The 16,205-nt window shown below is 58.4% G+C and carries 13 protein-coding genes and 1 pseudogene; 12 read left to right on the top strand and 2 right to left on the bottom strand.

Translation table 11 applies throughout. From position 1 onward, the window contains the following. Window positions 1–77: 77 nt before the first annotated feature. From V6582_RS00595 to V6582_RS00545, 11 genes and pseudogenes are all read left to right on the top strand, one after another. On the top strand, window positions 78–1,739 hold the full coding sequence (locus V6582_RS00595) for an ABC transporter substrate-binding protein (protein ID WP_156633669.1): 1,662 nt from the start codon (window positions 78–80) through the stop codon (window positions 1,737–1,739). Between the two features lie 111 nt (window positions 1,740–1,850). After that, complete coding sequence (locus V6582_RS00590; protein WP_156633670.1) at window positions 1,851–2,960, top strand: carbohydrate ABC transporter permease; 1,110 nt, start codon at window positions 1,851–1,853, stop codon at window positions 2,958–2,960. A 70-nt stretch (window positions 2,961–3,030) separates the two neighbouring features. After that, window positions 3,031–3,891: a carbohydrate ABC transporter permease gene (locus V6582_RS00585; RefSeq protein WP_234889810.1), complete on the top strand. Its 861-nt coding sequence runs from the start codon at window positions 3,031–3,033 to the stop codon at window positions 3,889–3,891. Window positions 3,892–3,932: 41 nt separating this feature from the next. Next, window positions 3,933–4,388, top strand: a complete 456-nt coding sequence (locus V6582_RS00580) for an RbsD/FucU family protein (protein ID WP_156633672.1) — start codon at window positions 3,933–3,935, stop codon at window positions 4,386–4,388. Window positions 4,389–4,398: 10 nt separating this feature from the next. After that, window positions 4,399–5,338: pseudogene (gene rbsK / locus V6582_RS00575) on the top strand (ribokinase). 112 nt (window positions 5,339–5,450) lie between these two features. Continuing rightward, window positions 5,451–6,422, top strand: coding sequence for a sugar phosphate isomerase/epimerase family protein (locus V6582_RS00570; protein WP_156633700.1), 972 nt, complete (start codon window positions 5,451–5,453; stop codon window positions 6,420–6,422). A 91-nt stretch (window positions 6,423–6,513) separates the two neighbouring features. Further along, window positions 6,514–7,578, top strand: coding sequence for a sugar ABC transporter substrate-binding protein (locus tag V6582_RS00565; protein ID WP_197434460.1), 1,065 nt, complete (start codon window positions 6,514–6,516; stop codon window positions 7,576–7,578). A gap of 128 nt (window positions 7,579–7,706) precedes the next feature. Then, on the top strand, window positions 7,707–9,227 hold the full coding sequence (locus V6582_RS00560; protein ID WP_156633674.1) for a sugar ABC transporter ATP-binding protein: 1,521 nt from the start codon (window positions 7,707–7,709) through the stop codon (window positions 9,225–9,227). A gap of 19 nt (window positions 9,228–9,246) precedes the next feature. Continuing rightward, on the top strand, window positions 9,247–10,233 hold the full coding sequence (locus V6582_RS00555; protein WP_156633675.1) for an ABC transporter permease: 987 nt from the start codon (window positions 9,247–9,249) through the stop codon (window positions 10,231–10,233). Beyond that, on the top strand, window positions 10,230–11,105 hold the full coding sequence (locus V6582_RS00550) for a MurR/RpiR family transcriptional regulator (protein ID WP_156633676.1): 876 nt from the start codon (window positions 10,230–10,232) through the stop codon (window positions 11,103–11,105). Before V6582_RS00555 ends, V6582_RS00550 begins: the two co-directional genes overlap by 4 nt. Next, window positions 11,102–12,001, top strand: a complete 900-nt coding sequence (locus V6582_RS00545) for a ribokinase (RefSeq protein WP_156633677.1) — start codon at window positions 11,102–11,104, stop codon at window positions 11,999–12,001. The genes V6582_RS00550 and V6582_RS00545 overlap by 4 nt, the downstream gene beginning before the upstream one ends. A gap of 125 nt (window positions 12,002–12,126) precedes the next feature. Here the strand turns inward: V6582_RS00545 and V6582_RS00540 are convergent, their stop codons facing one another. Next, on the bottom strand, window positions 12,127–13,605 hold the full coding sequence (locus V6582_RS00540) for an aldehyde dehydrogenase (protein ID WP_156633678.1): 1,479 nt from the start codon (window positions 13,603–13,605) through the stop codon (window positions 12,127–12,129). Window positions 13,606–13,682: 77 nt separating this feature from the next. Further along, window positions 13,683–15,134, bottom strand: a complete 1,452-nt coding sequence (locus tag V6582_RS00535) for an APC family permease (RefSeq protein WP_156633679.1) — start codon at window positions 15,132–15,134, stop codon at window positions 13,683–13,685. A 286-nt stretch (window positions 15,135–15,420) separates the two neighbouring features. Between V6582_RS00535 and V6582_RS00530 the strand changes: the two genes are divergently transcribed. Beyond that, on the top strand, window positions 15,421–16,164 hold the full coding sequence (locus tag V6582_RS00530; RefSeq protein ID WP_337739363.1) for an IclR family transcriptional regulator: 744 nt from the start codon (window positions 15,421–15,423) through the stop codon (window positions 16,162–16,164). Window positions 16,165–16,205: the final 41 nt, after the last annotated feature.

Raw genomic sequence — 16,205 nt, 5'->3', positions numbered from 1 at the left:
GTCTGCTTTCGCCCGTCCGCGGGAGGGGACATGTGAAAGCAGTTATTTGACAGAGGCGAACAAGGGAGGAGACAGACATGAAAGTCAGCGAATACGAGAGGATGATGGCGATTGGCCTGAGCCGTCGCGCCATCCTGAAGACCGGTGCAAGCCTTGGCGCTGTGGCGGCGGCCGGTGGGTTGCTGGGCAATGCCGCAACGGCACTTGCCGATGAGGCGTCCCTGCGCACCCAGATCCTGCAAATACCCGGCGTTGGAAAGGGCTCTCCCACCGATGCCGACTGGCAGAAGGTTGGCGAGATGTGCCTGGAGGCCACAAAGAAGACCGTCAAGAAGGGAGAATTCGCTGGCGTCGAACTGTCCTTCATGGGCCTGAACAATCAGAACCTGCACAATGTGCTGTTTCGCGGCTTCCTGAAGCCCTGGGAGGATTATACTGGCGCCAAGATCACCTGGATCGACCTGGCCCAGGCGGATTACAATCCCCGGCTTCAGCAGGCGATTGCCACCGGCACCGTGGATTTTGACCTTCTGGAAATGGGCGCACCGTTTGAGGGTGATGTCTGCGGCAAGGGCCTTGCCTCGGAAATGCCGGACTGGGTGAAGGCCCAGATCGACATGGATGATTACGTCGATTACCTGAAGGCCCCGGTCGGCACCTGGAATGGTAAAGTCTACCGCGTCTCGGTGGATGGCGATTGCCACAACTTCAACTACCGCAAAGATTATTTCACCGACGCCGATCTTGCCAAAGCCTGGAAAGCCGAAGGCCATGCGGGCGAATGGGGCGTGCCGAAAACCTGGCAGCAGGTGCAGGAGGCTACCAAGTTCCTCAAGGGCAAGAAAATCGGCGGTACCGATGCCATCGGCTATCTCGACGCGCCGAAAGCCTGGGGCGGCTTTGGGTTTTACTTCCTCGGCAGCCGCGCGACGGCCTATGCCAAGCACCCGGCTGACAAGGCCTGGCTGTTCGACATCGATACGATGAAGCCACGCATTAACAATCCTGCCTGGGTTCGCGCCATACAAGACGTCGTCGACGCCCTGCCGTCCGAAGCCGGTGACCAGCTGAACGCCGATCCGGGAACGACGGCATTCCAGCAGTTTCTGGCCGGAACCGGCTCCATGGTTTCCTGGTGGGGCGATGTCGGGCAGAGTGCCCAGACCAGCGACAGTTCGGTGGTCGGCGACACCATCGCCTTCGATATTCTTCCCGGCTCTGACGATGTCTATAATGCCAAGACCGGGAAATGGGAGACGCTGGCCAGCGGGCCGAACTATGCGCCCAACATGGCCTATCTAGGGTGGGGCGTTTACGTTATGGCCCGTGTCGATAAGGACGAGAAGAAAAAGAAGGCGGCCTGGAGTGCGGCGGCCCATCTCGGCGGCAAGGATCTCGCCTTGTGGACGGCAGCCTACCCCTCCGGCTTCCAGTGCTATCGCAAGAGCCAATTCGATATCAAGGAATGGGTGGCAGCGGGCTATGAGGAAGCGTTCATCAGCAATTATCTCGCCTCGCAGTCGAAGTCCTACAACCACCCGAACGCTGCCATCGAGCCGCGAATTCCCGGTATCTTCCAATATTACAGCGTGGCGGAAGACGAATTGGCGAAGGTGTTTGCGGGAAGGGTGAAGCCCCAGGAAGGCGCTGACGCCATTGCGGCGGCCTGGGAAAAACTCACCGATCAGCTTGGCCGCGACAAGCAGATATCACTCTACAAGGCCTCGCTCGGCGTTTGAGCCATGCCAGCGGCGGGAAACTGCCGCTGGTGTTCCCACACGTCCATTCATCAGCCTAAAGCCACTCTTGGCCTTCGGTTTCTGCTCGGGCGTTATGCCCAAGGGTTTGCTATGTCCGACACGACCATGCCTGTCATTCGCCCGACCGAAAGGGTATCGCTGCGGCAAACCGGCGCCCGGCGTGGCCGCCTGCTGCTGACGGTGGCCACTGTCCTATTGCTCTGCGTGCTCGTTCTGCAAATCCTCGATGCAGCCGGGGTGACCTCACTTGGTCTCGTCAGCTGGCGTCCCTTGCTCTATGCCTATATCGTCTGGGCTGTGGCTCTGTGTGCCGCACAAATCATGATCCGTGGTGAAGGCGGCCAGCGTGCCGTGTTCGTTTTACCGGCGGTGCTGTTTACGGTCGCCATGGTGGTGTTTCCCACGGTGTTCGGGCTCTACATTGCCTTCACCGACTGGAACCTCAGCGCTGCCGCAGGGCGGCGGTTCAACGGCATCGATAACCTGCACACGCTGTTTGCCGATTTTTATTTCTGGAATGCGCTGTTGAACATGGTCTATTATGTTCTGGCGGTTCTGGTGCAATATGCCATTGCCTTTGGCCTGGCGCTGCTTTTGAACGCCGAGATCAAGGCCCGGAAATTCTTTCGGGTTGCCTTCCTTCTGCCATTGATGCTGAGCCCGGTTGCCGTCAGCTGGATGATCGGCAAATCGCTGATGGAATATCGCTTCGGCCCGGCGGCAACCCTTGCCCGGCATCTGGGATGGGACAACCCCGCCTTTTTCTCGACCCCATGGCTCGCGCGCCTCTCGCTGATGGCCATGGATGCCTGGGTGTCGATCCCCTTCATGATGATCCTGCTTCTGGCCGGGCTTCAGGCCTTGCCAACGGAGATCAAGGAGGCCGCCAAAGTCGATGGCGCTTCCGGCTGGCAAAGTTTCAAGGAAATCACCTTTCCGCTGATGCTGCCGGTCAGCGTCACCGTGATTATCCTGCGGATCATTTTCCAATTGAAGCTTGCTGATATCGTCATCAATGTCACCGCAGGCGGACCGGGCGGCGCAACAGATACCGTCTCCAGCTTCATCTTCCGGGAATATCGAGACCGGTCGAATGTCGGCTACGGCACCATGCTGGCCGAGTTTTATCTCGTCATCATCATTATCTTCGTCTCGCTCATCCTCAAGGTGACGAGCCGCTGGCTTCAACGTTCCAACTGAGGGTTAGACCATGGCACGCAACCCCACTCGCCATAGCGGTCCCGAAACCAGGTTTCGCCGCCCTCGCTTCATGACAGGCAGCCTGCTGATCTACGCGGCGCTGGTGTTCTGGGCCTTCATCTCCCTATTCCCGATCTACTGGACCATGACCACCTCGTTCAAGACCGCCGTCAACGTCACCCAGGGCCACCTCATTCCCTTCGTGGATTTTACGCCGGATTGGAAGGGCTGGCGCTCGCTCGGCCTTTCGCCGGATACGATATTCGTGGCCTCCACAGTGCGCGACGAATTTATGCGGCGGTTCTTCAACAGCGTCGTCGCCTCGGCTGGAGCCTCTTTTCTGGCGGTGGTGATCGGATCGCTGGCAGCCTATGGCCTCAGTCGGTTTTCCTACAAATTCCTTTGGTTGCGCAATAAGGATATCTCGTTCTTCTTCCTATCCCAGTTGATCCTGCCGCCTGTCGTGCTCGCCATGCCGTTTCTGGTGCTCTATAAACACCTGATGCTGTTGGATTCGCTAACCGGTCTCGTCCTGGTCTACACGCTGATGGTGCTGCCCATCGTCATCTGGATCATGCGCGACCAGTTCGACACGATCCCCGTCGAACTCGAGCAGGCAGCCCTGGTTGACGGCTGCTCGATCTGGGGCGCGTTTATGCGGATCGTGTTGCCCATCGCCCTGCCGGGAATGGTGGCAGCCTTCATTCTTTCGGTCATTCTCTGCTGGAACGAATATTTCTTCGCAGCGCTGCTGACCAGTTCGAACGCCAAGACGCTGCCTGTCATGGTGGCCAGCCAGACCGGCTCGCAAGGCATCAATTGGTGGTCCATGGCCGCTATCGCCACCGCCGCTATCATGCCGCTCGTTCTGGTCGGTGTTTTCCTGGAGCGCTATATCGTCAAGGGCCTGACCGCCGGTGCGGTCAAATAGTCCAGTCATTGCAGTGTGCTAAGTTAAACAAGGAGTGTCCCATGCTGAAAAATCTTCATCCTGCCCTGAATGCCGACGTGCTGCATGCGCTGCGATCCATGGGGCATGGCGATACGCTTGTGATTTCCGACACCAATTTCCCCAGCGATAGTGTGGCACGTCAGACCGTGCTGGGCCGCCCGCTGTCGATGGCCAATCTGTCAGCCGCAGAAGCCGTGCGCGTCCTGCTGTCGGTTTTGCCCCTCGACACGCCCCTGCAAAATTCGGCGGGCCGTATGGAAGTCATGGGTGCGCCGGACGACATCCAACCGGTGCAACACGAGGTGCAAGCGGAAATCGACCACGCCGAGGGCAAGCCGTCGCCGATGTACGGCATTGAGCGGTTTGCGTTCTACGATCTTGCGAAGAAGGCCTATTGTGTGATTTCGACCGGGGAAACCCGTTTCTACGGCTGCTTCCTGTTCACCAAGGGCGTCATCCCACCCGCTGCGGTATAAGGAGACCAGCATGGGCAAGGGCATTTCGATACTCGGAATCTTCGTCGCCGATACCGCCTATCTTGCGGCACGGCTGCCGGTCGTGGGCGAGACGATCACCGGCAGCGGTTTTTCCGTCGGTCCGGGCGGCAAGGGCTCCAACCAGGCCGTGGCGGCAGCAAGAAGCTGGAGCAAGGACTGGGGAGGGCGCCAGCGTCTCCTTCATCTCGAAGATTGGCCTAGACACGTTCGGTGATCTGGCATTGAAGACCTATGCGGATGCGGGTGTCCTGCCGAAGCTGACCATTATGGACGATCAGCCCACCGGTGCCGCGTTCATCTATGTCAACGACAAGACGGGCGACAATGCCATCATCGTCTATCCCGGCGCTGCCGGAACCATTACCATCGAGGATGTTGAGGCGGCACGGCAAACCATCGAGACCAGCGCGATTTTCGTGACCCAACTGGAGCAGCCCGCCGAGGCAGCCCACCACGGGCTGATGATCGCCCGTGAGGCTGGCGTTACCACCATCTTCAACCCCGCCCCCGCCGAGCCGTTTCCAGAGGCGATCTATCCGCTGTGCGACTATATCATTCCCAACGAAACCGAAGCCGCTGCATTGGTTGGTTTTCCGCTCGATACGCTCGAAGATGCGAAGCGGGCGGGGGATGTGCTTCTGGAGCGCGGTGTCGGAACTGTTATCATCACGCTGGGTAGCAGAGGCGTATTGTTTCATAGCCACAATGCCTCGGTGGCGGTTCCGGCCATTGCCGCCGGGCCTGTCATTGATACGACAGGGGCAGGGGACGCCTTTGTCGGCGGTTTTGCGGCAGCCCTTGCCGAAGGACTTGCCCCGCTTGAGGCGGTCCGGTTCGGATGTGCGACGGCGGGCATCGCCGTGACCCGCCGGGGAACGGCGCCCGCCATGCCGGAGCGCAGCGACATCGAGGCACTGCTGCGTCGTTGAGGTCGGCTCCAGGCAATTCACTGGGGTTTGCGGCATTTTTTACTTTACAAATTATAATTATTTTGTGAAGTATGAAGTGTAGCGATCAAAGTGAGCCCGAGCCGTGACCCAGCTGAAATTTGCAACCCGCCTGAATTCCTTTGCCTCCTGCCCAAAGGCTGAATGGCCGGACCTGTCCGGCAAGCCGACCATGCTGCAAATGGCAAAGCGCGCCGCAAAAGTCGATGGGCTCACGGATCTCGACCTCAATTATCCCGATCATGTTGGCGAAGATCCTGCTGTTCTGGCCCGCCAGATCGGCGATATGGGGCTGGCGATCAATGGGTTCGCCATGCGCTATTATACCAATCCCGCCTTCAAGATCGGCGCATTCACCAATCCCGATCCGGCAGTCCGGCGGGAAGCCATCGATCTCACCAAGGCCGGGATTGATGCGGCCCGCGCCGCAGGAAGCCAATTGATGACGCTCTGGCTCGGCCAGGATGGGTTCGACTATGCCTTTCAGGCCGATTATCACACACTGTGGCAACACGAAATTGACGGAATTCGTGAAGTTTGCGCCCATGACCCGGATTGCCAGATCAGCATTGAGTACAAGCCGAACGAGCCTCGCTCCTACAGTCTGATGCCGGATGCAGCAACGACATTGCTAGCCATCAGGGATGTCGATATGCCCAATCTTGGCGTAACGCTGGACTTTGCCCACGTGCTCTACGCCGATGAACAGCCAGCCTTTGCCGCCGCCTTGATTGCCCGCCACAGCCGCGTTCTCGGTGTCCATCTCAACGATGGCTATGCAAAGCGCGACGATGGCCTGATGGTGGGCGCGGTCCACACCCAGCAGACCATCGAGCTTCTGCGCCAGATCCGCAAGGACGGCTATGACGGCGCTATCTACTTCGACACGTTCCCGGACATGACGGGTCTCGATCCCGTCCATGAATGTGAGGTCAATATCCAGACCGTCAAGCGCATGTTGCGGATTGTCGATCGCCTCGATCAGGATAATCGTCTTTCGGGCGCCATCGACCGTCAGGATGCCGTGTCCGCGCAGGCCATCGTTCAGGAACTGATGCTGGGTTAAGACCCGCCACTCCAAATACTCGAAGATTTCAAACCTTTGTAACCAAAGGCATGCCGGAGGCGTGCCTGATGATACCACCTGGGAGGAACCGATGAAGACCATGATGAAAATGACGCTTGCCACTGGCCTTGCTGCCAGCTTCCTGTTCAGCGCAGCCTTTGCGCAGCAGCTTGCCCCGCTCAATTCCGACACTGAAAAAGACCGTATGGACTGGTCGCAGCTGGAAGCAAAGTTCGGCCCCTTTCCGAAGCTTCCCGACGGCACCAAGGCGGGCGCAGTCTCAAAGACACTGACCAACGAATATTGGCGGTCGCTCGGTGAAGGCTATGCGGCGTTCGGCAAGGCGAAGAATATTCCGGTCGCCTATCAGGCGGCGCAAAGCGAAGGCGACCAACTCGGTCAGTTGACGATTGCCGAGGGGATGATCACCCAAGGCTATAACGTCCTGTTGGTGTCGCCACAGACGGATTCCAATCTTCAGCCGGTGATCGAACAGGCCAAGGCCGCCAATATTCCGGTCGTTGACGTCAATGATGCCGTGATCCCGCAGGCCGAGCACTATGTCGGCAATGTTCAGCGCGACAATGGCGTGCGCGTCGCCAAATGGTTCATCGCCAACCGTCCGCAGGGCGGCAAGGTGGCGATCATCGAGGGCCAGGCTGGCGTCTATGCCGCCGTGCAGCGCACCGACGGCTTCAAATCCACCATTGGTGAGAACAGCAAGTTCAGGGTCGTCGCCAGCGTTCCCGGCAATTGGGATCGCCAGACCTCCTACGATGCCGCGACCAATATCCTCAACCAACACCCCGATCTTATCGGCTTCTATGCCAACAATGACGGCATGGCGCTGGGCGTGGTCGAAGCCGTCAAGGCGGCAGGGCTTGCTGGCAAGGTCGCTGTTTTCGGCACCGATGGCATTTCGGATGCCTATGCCTCGATCAAGGCTGGTGAACTGACCGGCACCGTCGATAGCTTTCCGGTTCTAACAGGTGAAGTGGCCATGGAAACAGCCCTTCGGCTCGTTGCCGGCCAGAAACTGCCGCGCGTCGTCGCCACGCCCCAGGCGCTGATCACCGCCGACAACCTCGCCCGCTACCAGGGCAAGGGCGTCGATGTGCGCGCTGTGCTGATGGAAGACGCCAAGGCTGCCAAGTAATCGAGGTCAGAGCATCGGACCGAAAGTTAAGAACCGGTTCTCGGATAAATCCGATGCAAAACAAAAACTTAAAAGCGATGCCAGCTGTCATGGCCGGCATCGTGCGTCTTGCAGGAGGAGGGTGAGAGATGGTGCCAAGACTGGGATTTGAAACAATCTCCAAGAGCTTTCCCGGCGTCAACGCGCTGACGGAGGTCAGCTTTGACGTAGCGCCCGGAGAAATTCACGGACTGCTGGGTGAAAACGGCGCCGGAAAATCAACGCTTCTGCGCATTCTATCCGGCGTCTTCCGGCCAACCTCCGGCAGTGTTCTCGTCGATGGCAAAACTGTCGCATTTCGCAAGCCGCTTGATGCAAGACAGGCCGGCATTGCGATGATCCATCAGGAGCTTCAACAGGTGCCGCATCTGAGTGTTGCCCAGAACATGTTTCTCGGCCATTCGCTGCCCCATATGGGCGGGCTTTTCGTTGCGCGCCGGGAGCAGGAACAGCGGGCCGCCGAAGCACTGTCGATGATCGACAGCAGCATTGACGTCTCCGCGCCTATCTCCAGCCTGAAAGTCGCGCAGCGGCAGATTGTCGAGATCGGCCGCGCCCTGCTTGATAAGGCCAAGGTCATCGCCATGGACGAGCCGACCTCCAGCTTGACGCCGAGCGAGTTCGACCGGCTGGCTGAGGTGATTGCCGGTCTTTCGGCCCATGGCGTGTCGATCATCTATGTTTCCCATAAGATGGACGAGGTTTTCCGTATCTGCCAACGCGCCAGCGTCATGCGGGATGGCAAGCTCGTCGGCATCGTCGACATGAAAGCCACGTCGGAAAAACAGGTCATTGCCATGATGGTCGGGCGTGAACTGATGCAGGAAACCCATCATTCCTTCGTGACCGATCAGGTCAGGCTGCAAGCCAACAATCTGTCTTCAGCCACCAAGATCAAAAATGTCTCCTTCACCCTGAAAAGGGGGGAAGTGCTGGGCATTGCCGGGCTGGTCGGTTCGGGACGCACGGAATTGCTGCGGTTGATCGCCGGTGTCGATCGTTTGAGCGAGGGGTCGATGGCCATCGATGGCAAGGATCTGCGCCTGCGCAATCCTCGTGACGCGATTGCCGCAGGTATCGGCCTTGTGCCGGAAGAGCGCAAGCGCGAAGGCATCATCCCGTTGCGTCCGGTCAGTTTGAACATGGCACTCGCCTCACTTCCCAGCTTTTCATCTGCCGGTCTGATCCGCACCGGAAAACTGCGCGCCAGCGCGCAGGATTTGCTGAAGCGGGTCAACCTGCGGCCATTTCAGCTTGATCGCCCTATCCGCCTGTTCAGCGGCGGCAACCAGCAAAAGGCCATCATTGCCCGCTGGCTGGCGGCCAAATCACAGATCCTGCTGTTTGATGAACCGACACGCGGTATCGATGTCGGGGCAAAATCCGAGATCTACCAATTGATCGAAGCCCTGGCCCGCGAAGGCCATTCGATCATCGTCGTCTCCTCCGAGCTTCCCGAAGTCATCCGGCTCTCCGACCGGGTGCTGGTGATGCGAGAAGGCCAGATCGCCGCTGAGATCGCGCGCGACCAACTGACGGAAAGCGCCATTCTCGCCCACGCCATTCCAGGAGCGAGTGCCGGTGCTGCCGCCATCGCACATCCTGCATAAACAGAGAGGATCTTTCTCCATGACCGCCTCTTCATCCGCCGTCAGCCAATCCGTCCCGGCCACCCCGGCGTTTCGCCGCTTTTCCGTCTCGCTTCGTGATGCCGGAACGCTGATAGGCCTCATCGTCATTATGGCGGTATTTGCGACGCTCGTTCCCGGCTTCCTGTCGGAGCGCAACCTCACCAATATCCTCCAGCAATCCAGCATCAACGCCTGCCTGGCGCTGGGCATGACGCTGGTGATCATTTCAGGCGGCATCGATCTGTCGGTCGGGCCAACCGCCGCCATCGCCGCCGTGATGACCGCAACGCTGCTGCTGGGCGGCACGCCCATCCCTTTGGCGATCCTCGCCGGGCTTGGGGTCGGCGCGGTGTGCGGCTTCATCAATGGTGTGCTCGTCGCCTATATCGGCCTGCAACCCTTCATCGTTACGCTGGGAACACTTAGCACTTACCGCGCCATCGCGCTGATCTTCACCGGCGGCAATCCGGTGCTGGGCATTCCGCCCGGCTTTCGAGCGCTGTTCAATGGAACCCTGATGGGCCTGCCAATCCCGGTATTGATCGTTGCCGGCGTGTCGATCGCCGCCTGGGTGCTGCTCAAGAAGACGCCTGTTGGTGAATACCTGATGGCGGTTGGCGGCAATGAGGAAGCGGCTTACGTGGCAGGCGTTCCAATCGCCCGCACCAAGATTACCGCCTATGTGATTTCCGGCGGGCTCGCCGCACTCGCCTCTCTCATCCTGATTGGCCGCCTTGGGGCCGCCGAGCCCATTCTCGGCAATCTCTGGGAGCTGGATGCAATTGCGGCAGCGGCGATTGGCGGTGCATCGCTGATGGGCGGCAAGGGCAGTATTGTCGGCACCATTCTCGGCGCCATCATCCTCGGCGCCATGCGCAATGGTTTGACGCTGATGAATGTCCAGGCCTTCTATCAACTGCTCGCCACCGGCCTTATAATCCTCGTCGCAATGATGATTGATCGCGCGACAAGGGGACGGGAATGAACGCTGATGGCTTTGACATGAAGGCGGTGGGGCCGCGCATTCGCATGATGATGCCGATGCTGACGCCGCTGGAAGCAAAGGTCGTGGATACGGTCTTCGGCATGCGTGATTTCAGCGAAGAGACCTCGCTGAAGCAGATCGCCGAAAATGCCGGGGTTTCGGAAGCCATGGTGGTGAAGATCACCAAGAAGCTCGGCTTTTCAGGCTTTCGGGATTTCCGCTCTGCCGTCAGCCAGTATAACCGCCAGCCGACCACCGAAATGCATCAGGAATTATCGGTTGACGACACCTCGCTTGAAATCGTCCAGAAAGTCTTTCGCACCTCGATCCACGCCCTTGAGGAAACGCTTGCCATTCTGGACATGACAGCCTTCGACCAGGCGGCGGACATGCTCCATAAGGCTCGAAACCGGGATTTCTACGGCGTCGGCGGCTCGGCGCAGATCGCCCGGGACGTGGCCCACAAGTTTTTGAGAATTGGCGTGCGCGCCAGCGTCTTCGATGATTCACACATGATGCTGATGTCGGCGGCCCTTCTTGCCGATACCGATGTCGCCATTGGCTTTTCGCATTCGGGCAATACGATTGCCGTGATCGAGGCCTTGCAACTTGCCCGCAAGAACGGCGCCCGCACCATTGCCGTTACCAATTACGGTTCCTCCGCGCTCGCCCAGTCCGCCGAAGTGGTCTTGTGTTCCACCGCACAAGGCTCGCCTTTGATGGGGGAAAATGCCGCGGCGCGCATCGCGCAGCTCAATATTCTCGACGCCATTTTTGTCGCCGTCGCCCAGCGCGACTATCAGGCCGCCGAGCGCAATCTCGACCGCACCATGTCCGCCGTTACCTCCAAACGTAGAGATCGCCTTCCATGACATCCTCGCCTATCGTCACCGTTTTCGGCAGCCTGCATTATGATATCGCGGTCTTCGGTCCAGACCGGCCACGTCAGGGAGAAACGGTTGCGGGCACGTCCTGGCACCCCAAAAGCGGCGGCAAGGGTGGCAATCAGGCCGTCTCGGCAGCGCAGACCGGCGTCTCGACATTCATGATCGGCGCGGTTGCCGACGACGAATTTGGGCGGTTTCTGCTGGAAAATCTCAAACGCCGACAGGTTGATGATCGCTTCGTGCGGCGCGACGCAGCAGCGTCTACCGGCCACGCCACCGGCATGAGCGTGGCGATTTTCGATGCGCAGGGCGATTACGGTGCCGTTATTGTGTCCGGCGCCAACCTGACGCTTGGCGATCAGGATGTTGCCGCAGCAGCCGAACTGCTGGACCGGACAACGGTTCTGGTCTTGCAGAACGAGATCCCCGACGCAGCTAATGTCGCCGCAGCAAGGGCCGTCCGGCAGGCTGGGGGCCGCGTCCTGATCAATGCCGCACCAGCGCGAACCTTGTCAGCCGACCTTCAAAACCTGATCGACATCATCGTCGTCAACGCCATCGAGGCTGAAATGCTGGCGGGTGTCCCGGTTGTCGAAACGCTCGATGGCGCATTGGAAGCGGCAAGAAAACTATTAGTGAACTTCCCATCCGTTGTCGTCACCGCAGGCGGCGCGGGTGTCGCCTATGCAAGTCGAGGCGGAGACGAAATCGTCCTGCCTGCCGTGAAGGTGAAAGTGGAAAGCACGCATGGAGCCGGCGACATGTTCATCGGCGTGATGGCCGCAGCCCTCGCCACCGAAAAATCGATGCGCGACGCACTTTTACTGGCAAATATCGAGGCCGCAAAACTGGTTGCAACACCCGAGGTTGAGCGCCTTTAGGCTAAAGGTTTCACGCCCATAAACTGGGTTGGGGTCATGCTCGTGGCAAGATCGTCCATCGTCTCTCACCAAACCATGATGCTCTGGGCGGAGGGGCCGTCATCGATGCACAGGTCTTCTACCAATCAAAGCTGAAACCAGGCAGTTTTCAGGTCAACGTATTTATCCAGCGCATGCAATGACTTATCATGGCCATTGCCGGATTGTTTGACGCCTCCCAGCGGCACTGTGTTGTCGGCCCCGCCATAGGTGTTGACATGGACGACGCCAGCCTTGATGCCGCGCACCATTTTATGGGCGCGCGAGAGGTTGGATGTCCACACGGCAGAGGCAAGGCCGTAATCTGTTGCATTGGCGATGTGCAGCGCCTCTGCTTCGGTCTCAAACGGGATGATGGCCAGAAGCGGACCAAAAACCTCTTCTCGCGCAAGGGTCATGTCCGGCGTCACATCCAGCACGGTTGGCTGCATGTAAAAGCCGCCAGTTTCTTCCATAATCCGTGCGCCACCCGCTCTCAGTCGAGCGCCTTCGGCGAGGGCCTGTTTTGCAAAGCCGAGATCCTTCTCAAGCTGGATTTCGCTGGAGATCGCTCCAGATTCTGTGCTCAACAACAGGGGATCGCCCACTTTGATCGATGTGGCAATCCGGGCGAGTTTTTCCGCAAATTCCTCGTGAATGGATTTTTCCACCAAAAGGCGCGAACCCGCCACGCAGACCTGTCCCGAATTTCTGAAAATACCAAACGCAGATGTTTTGGCGGCCTTGTCGAGGTCCGGCGCATCGGCAAACACGATGTTGGGAGACTTGCCGCCAAGCTCAAGATAAACCCGTTTCAGGTTGGAGCGGGCCGAATATTCCAGAAGACGACGGCCCACACCGCCTGATCCGGTGAACACCAGCACGTCGATATCATGATGCATCCCGATGGCTTCACCGGTGATTGCTCCGCGTCCGGTCACGACATTCAGCACACCCTCCGGCAAGCCTGCTTCCGCGCAGAGGCTGGCGAGTTTCAGCAGGCTAAGCGATGCACCCTCCGCCGGTTTCAGCACCACGGAATTGCCCGCTGCCAAGGCAGGCGCGATCTTCCACGCACCGATCATCATCGGGAAATTCCACGGTACGATGGCGGCCACAACGCCAACAGGTTCGCGGTGAATCAGACCGAGCACACCCTCGGCTGTCGGGGCAATTTCACCGTATATTTTATCAATTGCTTCGGCATAGTAGCGGAAAGTGGCGCTGGCGCTGCCCGGTTCAGCTTTTAGCGCCATGCTGATTTCCGTGCCGTTGTCGCGCACGCCCAGCACCGCCAGTTCCAGCGCATCACGCTCGATCAGCTCGGCAATCCGCAGCAGCACTTTTTTGCGTTCCGCAGGTGCAGCTTTTGACCAATGGCCCTTGTCAAAGGCGGCGCGGGCTGCCTTGACTGCGCGATCAACGTCTTGTGCGCCCGCATCGGCAATGGTGGTCAGCCTGCTGCCGTCGATGGGTGAGATCACGTCCATCGAGGCATCACTCAGGGGAGCGTGCCAAGCACCATTGATAAACAGCGACTGAGGTGGAATTTGAAGCGTTCGAAGCTTATTGATTTTGTCCTGCATGTTCATTCCTCGCAAATCACTGTTTTGCAAACCCCAATGGCAGGCGTGGTGCCTGCCATTGGGTGCGTTTTAATCCGCTACACATCCTGTCCTGCACCCAAGCGCGCAAATCGGGCCGGGTCAGCCGATTTCAACCGTGCAGCGCAGATCAACCCAATGATGGCAGCGATCAGCACAAGGCCCGGCAGAAACACCGCCAGCACGCCGCTTGCACCGGCAATGCTGCCGAAATTGGCGGAAATGTAGAAGACCAGCCATGCCAGAATGACGCCGGTAACAATGGGCAGAACCTTGGTGACCAGCAGATTGTTTTCAAGCCCGGGATTGCGGCTGAAAAAGACGACAATCGAAAAAGCGGTGAAGGCCATCAGCAGAATAATGGCCAGCGTGCCAACATTGGTAAGCCATGAGAACATCGCCAGCACCGGGTCTTGCCCGGTGAGGGCAAACACGGCGACGACCAGCACGGTAATCACCGTCTGAATCACCGAGCCAACATGCGGGCTTTGGAAAATGGGGTGCGTGGTGCCGACGGATTTGGGCAACAGGCCTTCACGCCCGGCAACATACATGTAACGGGCAACGCCATTGTGGAATGCCAGAACGCCGGCAAACAGGCTGGTAACAAACAGGATTTGCATGACCAACGTGATCCATGTGCCAACATAGCGCTCGGCGAGAGCAAACAGGAAAGTGGTGGGATCGGCGAGGCCCTGTAGCTCCGGCACCAGCTTGTCTACGCCCGCACCATTGACCATCAACCATGAGGTCAGCATGTAGAAAAGGCCGATGATCAGCACCGAAATATAGGTTGCACGCGGAACGGTCTTGTGGGGTTCGCGCGCTTCTTCGCTGTAGATTGTGGTGGCCTCAAAACCGATGAAGGAGGCAAAACAAAACAGGATGCCGATGGCTGGCGAGCCGCTCATCAGGGCAGTGGGGGTAAACGGAACGGCAGACAGGCCACTGTCTCCACCCTTAATGAAAATCGCAGCATCAATGACCAGCACCACGAGATATTCAAGAATGACGAGAACCGTCAGCACTTTCGCCGAAAAATCCACCCGGCGATAGCCAAAAATCGCAACGATGGCCACGCCGAGATAGGTCCAGACCCACCATGGCAAGGTGAGGCCGAAACCTGCAAACAGGCCGGAGGTTGCGGCACCAAACATGCCGAAGATGCCGATTTGCATGGCATTGTAAGCCAGAATGGCGATGAGCGCCGCAGCTCCGCCCATCATGCCGCCAAGACCTTGCGCCGTATAGGCATAAAAGGCCCCGGCATTGCGGATGTGGCGTGCCATGGCAACATAGCCGACGGCAAACAGCACCAGAATGGCTGTGACCAGCAGAAATGTCAGCGGAATGCCAGCGCCATTGCCAAGCAACATGGACAGCGGAACACCGCCTGCCACCGCCGTCAGAGGTGCCGCTGCCGACACCACCAGAAAGGTCACGGCTCCGACGCCAAGACTGTTCTTGCGCAGCTGATTTTCCTCTGCACTTTTAGAGAGTTGATGATCCATTGTTTTAACGTTCCCCTTTTGGATTATCCGATTTTGCTCCGGACATTTTTGTCGCGGCGAGCAGCTTCCCAATGCGAATCCGGATCGAAGGGCGGGTGATTTTTATCTTGTTCTGCGCCAATCGGAGTATTGGTTCAAATAATGAACCGTAACTTCAAATATAGACTTGCAAATAACATCCATACCTGTCAACTTAATTCGCATGTTAAGTAGATTTGGCCCGCGAGGAGATTCCATCCGGGCCGCCATCGAAAGAATCTGCGGACGGAACGAGGGAGACAAACGCGTGAGCACCGTCGGAAAAGCCTTGTCACTGCTGGAGAGCCTGTCGCTGCTGAACAATGACGCGGGGCTTACGGATATTGCCCGCCTTTGCGAACTCGATAAGGCAACCACACGGCGTTTGCTTGTGGAGCTGGAAAAACACGGCTTTGTCGAGCAGGATCAGGAGAGCCGGAAATACCGGATTGGATCGGCACCCGTGCGGTTGGCCCGCATTCGCGAGGCGCGTTATCCATTTCTGCGCACGGCTATTCCCATTGTCAAAGAGCTTGCTGAAGCGTCGCAAGAGACAGTGCACCTGTCGGAATTCACGGGTGGTCGTGTGGCGACAATTCACGTTGAAGATTCGCCCCGTGCTCATCGCGTCATTGTCGAAATTGGCAGCTATCTGCCCTTTCATGCCACGGCTTCGGGCTTGGCCTATCTCGCCTTTTCCGGCCCGGAGCAGATTGATGCGGCTTTATCAAACCCGTTGGAATCCTTCACCGAGCATACGGTCACGGATGCGTCCGAGATTCGAAAAATGCTTGCCGAAACGGTTGAGCGCGGATTTTCGATCAGCAAACAGGGGCTTGAAAGCGGTGTGGTCAGCACCGGCGCGCCCATTCGTGCACCAAGCGGCCAGCCGGTTGGTACCATTGCCATCGCCGCACCCCTGGTGCGTGCCAATATCAACACGCTCAATGGTTTTGGAGCATCGGTGGCGGAAGCCGCCAAACGTATTTCAGAAAAATACTACGGGTCTTAACGACCTTGGGGAACAGCAAAATCAACAAAGGGAACAGCTTG

The organism is Agrobacterium vitis, from assembly GCF_037039395.1.
Classification (GTDB): Bacteria; Pseudomonadota; Alphaproteobacteria; order Rhizobiales; family Rhizobiaceae; genus Allorhizobium; species Allorhizobium vitis_E.
The sequence above is the reverse complement of the archived record's forward strand: the minus strand, read 5'-3'. Positions and strand labels throughout refer to the sequence as shown.

What these genes read in the sequence shown, in the direction of transcription:
- V6582_RS00595 (WP_156633669.1), top strand. Translation starts at nt 78, where the DNA reads ATGAAAGTCAGCGAATACGAGAGGATGATGGCGATTGGCCTGAGCCGT.
- V6582_RS00590 (WP_156633670.1), top strand. Translation starts at nt 1,851, where the DNA reads ATGTCCGACACGACCATGCCTGTCATTCGCCCGACCGAAAGGGTATCG.
- V6582_RS00585 (WP_234889810.1), top strand. Translation starts at nt 3,031, where the DNA reads ATGACAGGCAGCCTGCTGATCTACGCGGCGCTGGTGTTCTGGGCCTTC.
- V6582_RS00580 (WP_156633672.1), top strand. Translation starts at nt 3,933, where the DNA reads ATGCTGAAAAATCTTCATCCTGCCCTGAATGCCGACGTGCTGCATGCG.
- V6582_RS00565 (WP_197434460.1), top strand. Translation starts at nt 6,514, where the DNA reads ATGAAGACCATGATGAAAATGACGCTTGCCACTGGCCTTGCTGCCAGC.
- V6582_RS00560 (WP_156633674.1), top strand. Translation starts at nt 7,707, where the DNA reads ATGGTGCCAAGACTGGGATTTGAAACAATCTCCAAGAGCTTTCCCGGC.
- V6582_RS00555 (WP_156633675.1), top strand. Translation starts at nt 9,247, where the DNA reads ATGACCGCCTCTTCATCCGCCGTCAGCCAATCCGTCCCGGCCACCCCG.
- V6582_RS00550 (WP_156633676.1), top strand. Translation starts at nt 10,230, where the DNA reads ATGAACGCTGATGGCTTTGACATGAAGGCGGTGGGGCCGCGCATTCGC.
- V6582_RS00545 (WP_156633677.1), top strand. Translation starts at nt 11,102, where the DNA reads ATGACATCCTCGCCTATCGTCACCGTTTTCGGCAGCCTGCATTATGAT.
- V6582_RS00540 (WP_156633678.1), bottom strand. Translation starts at nt 13,605, where the DNA reads ATGCAGGACAAAATCAATAAGCTTCGAACGCTTCAAATTCCACCTCAG.
- V6582_RS00535 (WP_156633679.1), bottom strand. Translation starts at nt 15,134, where the DNA reads ATGGATCATCAACTCTCTAAAAGTGCAGAGGAAAATCAGCTGCGCAAG.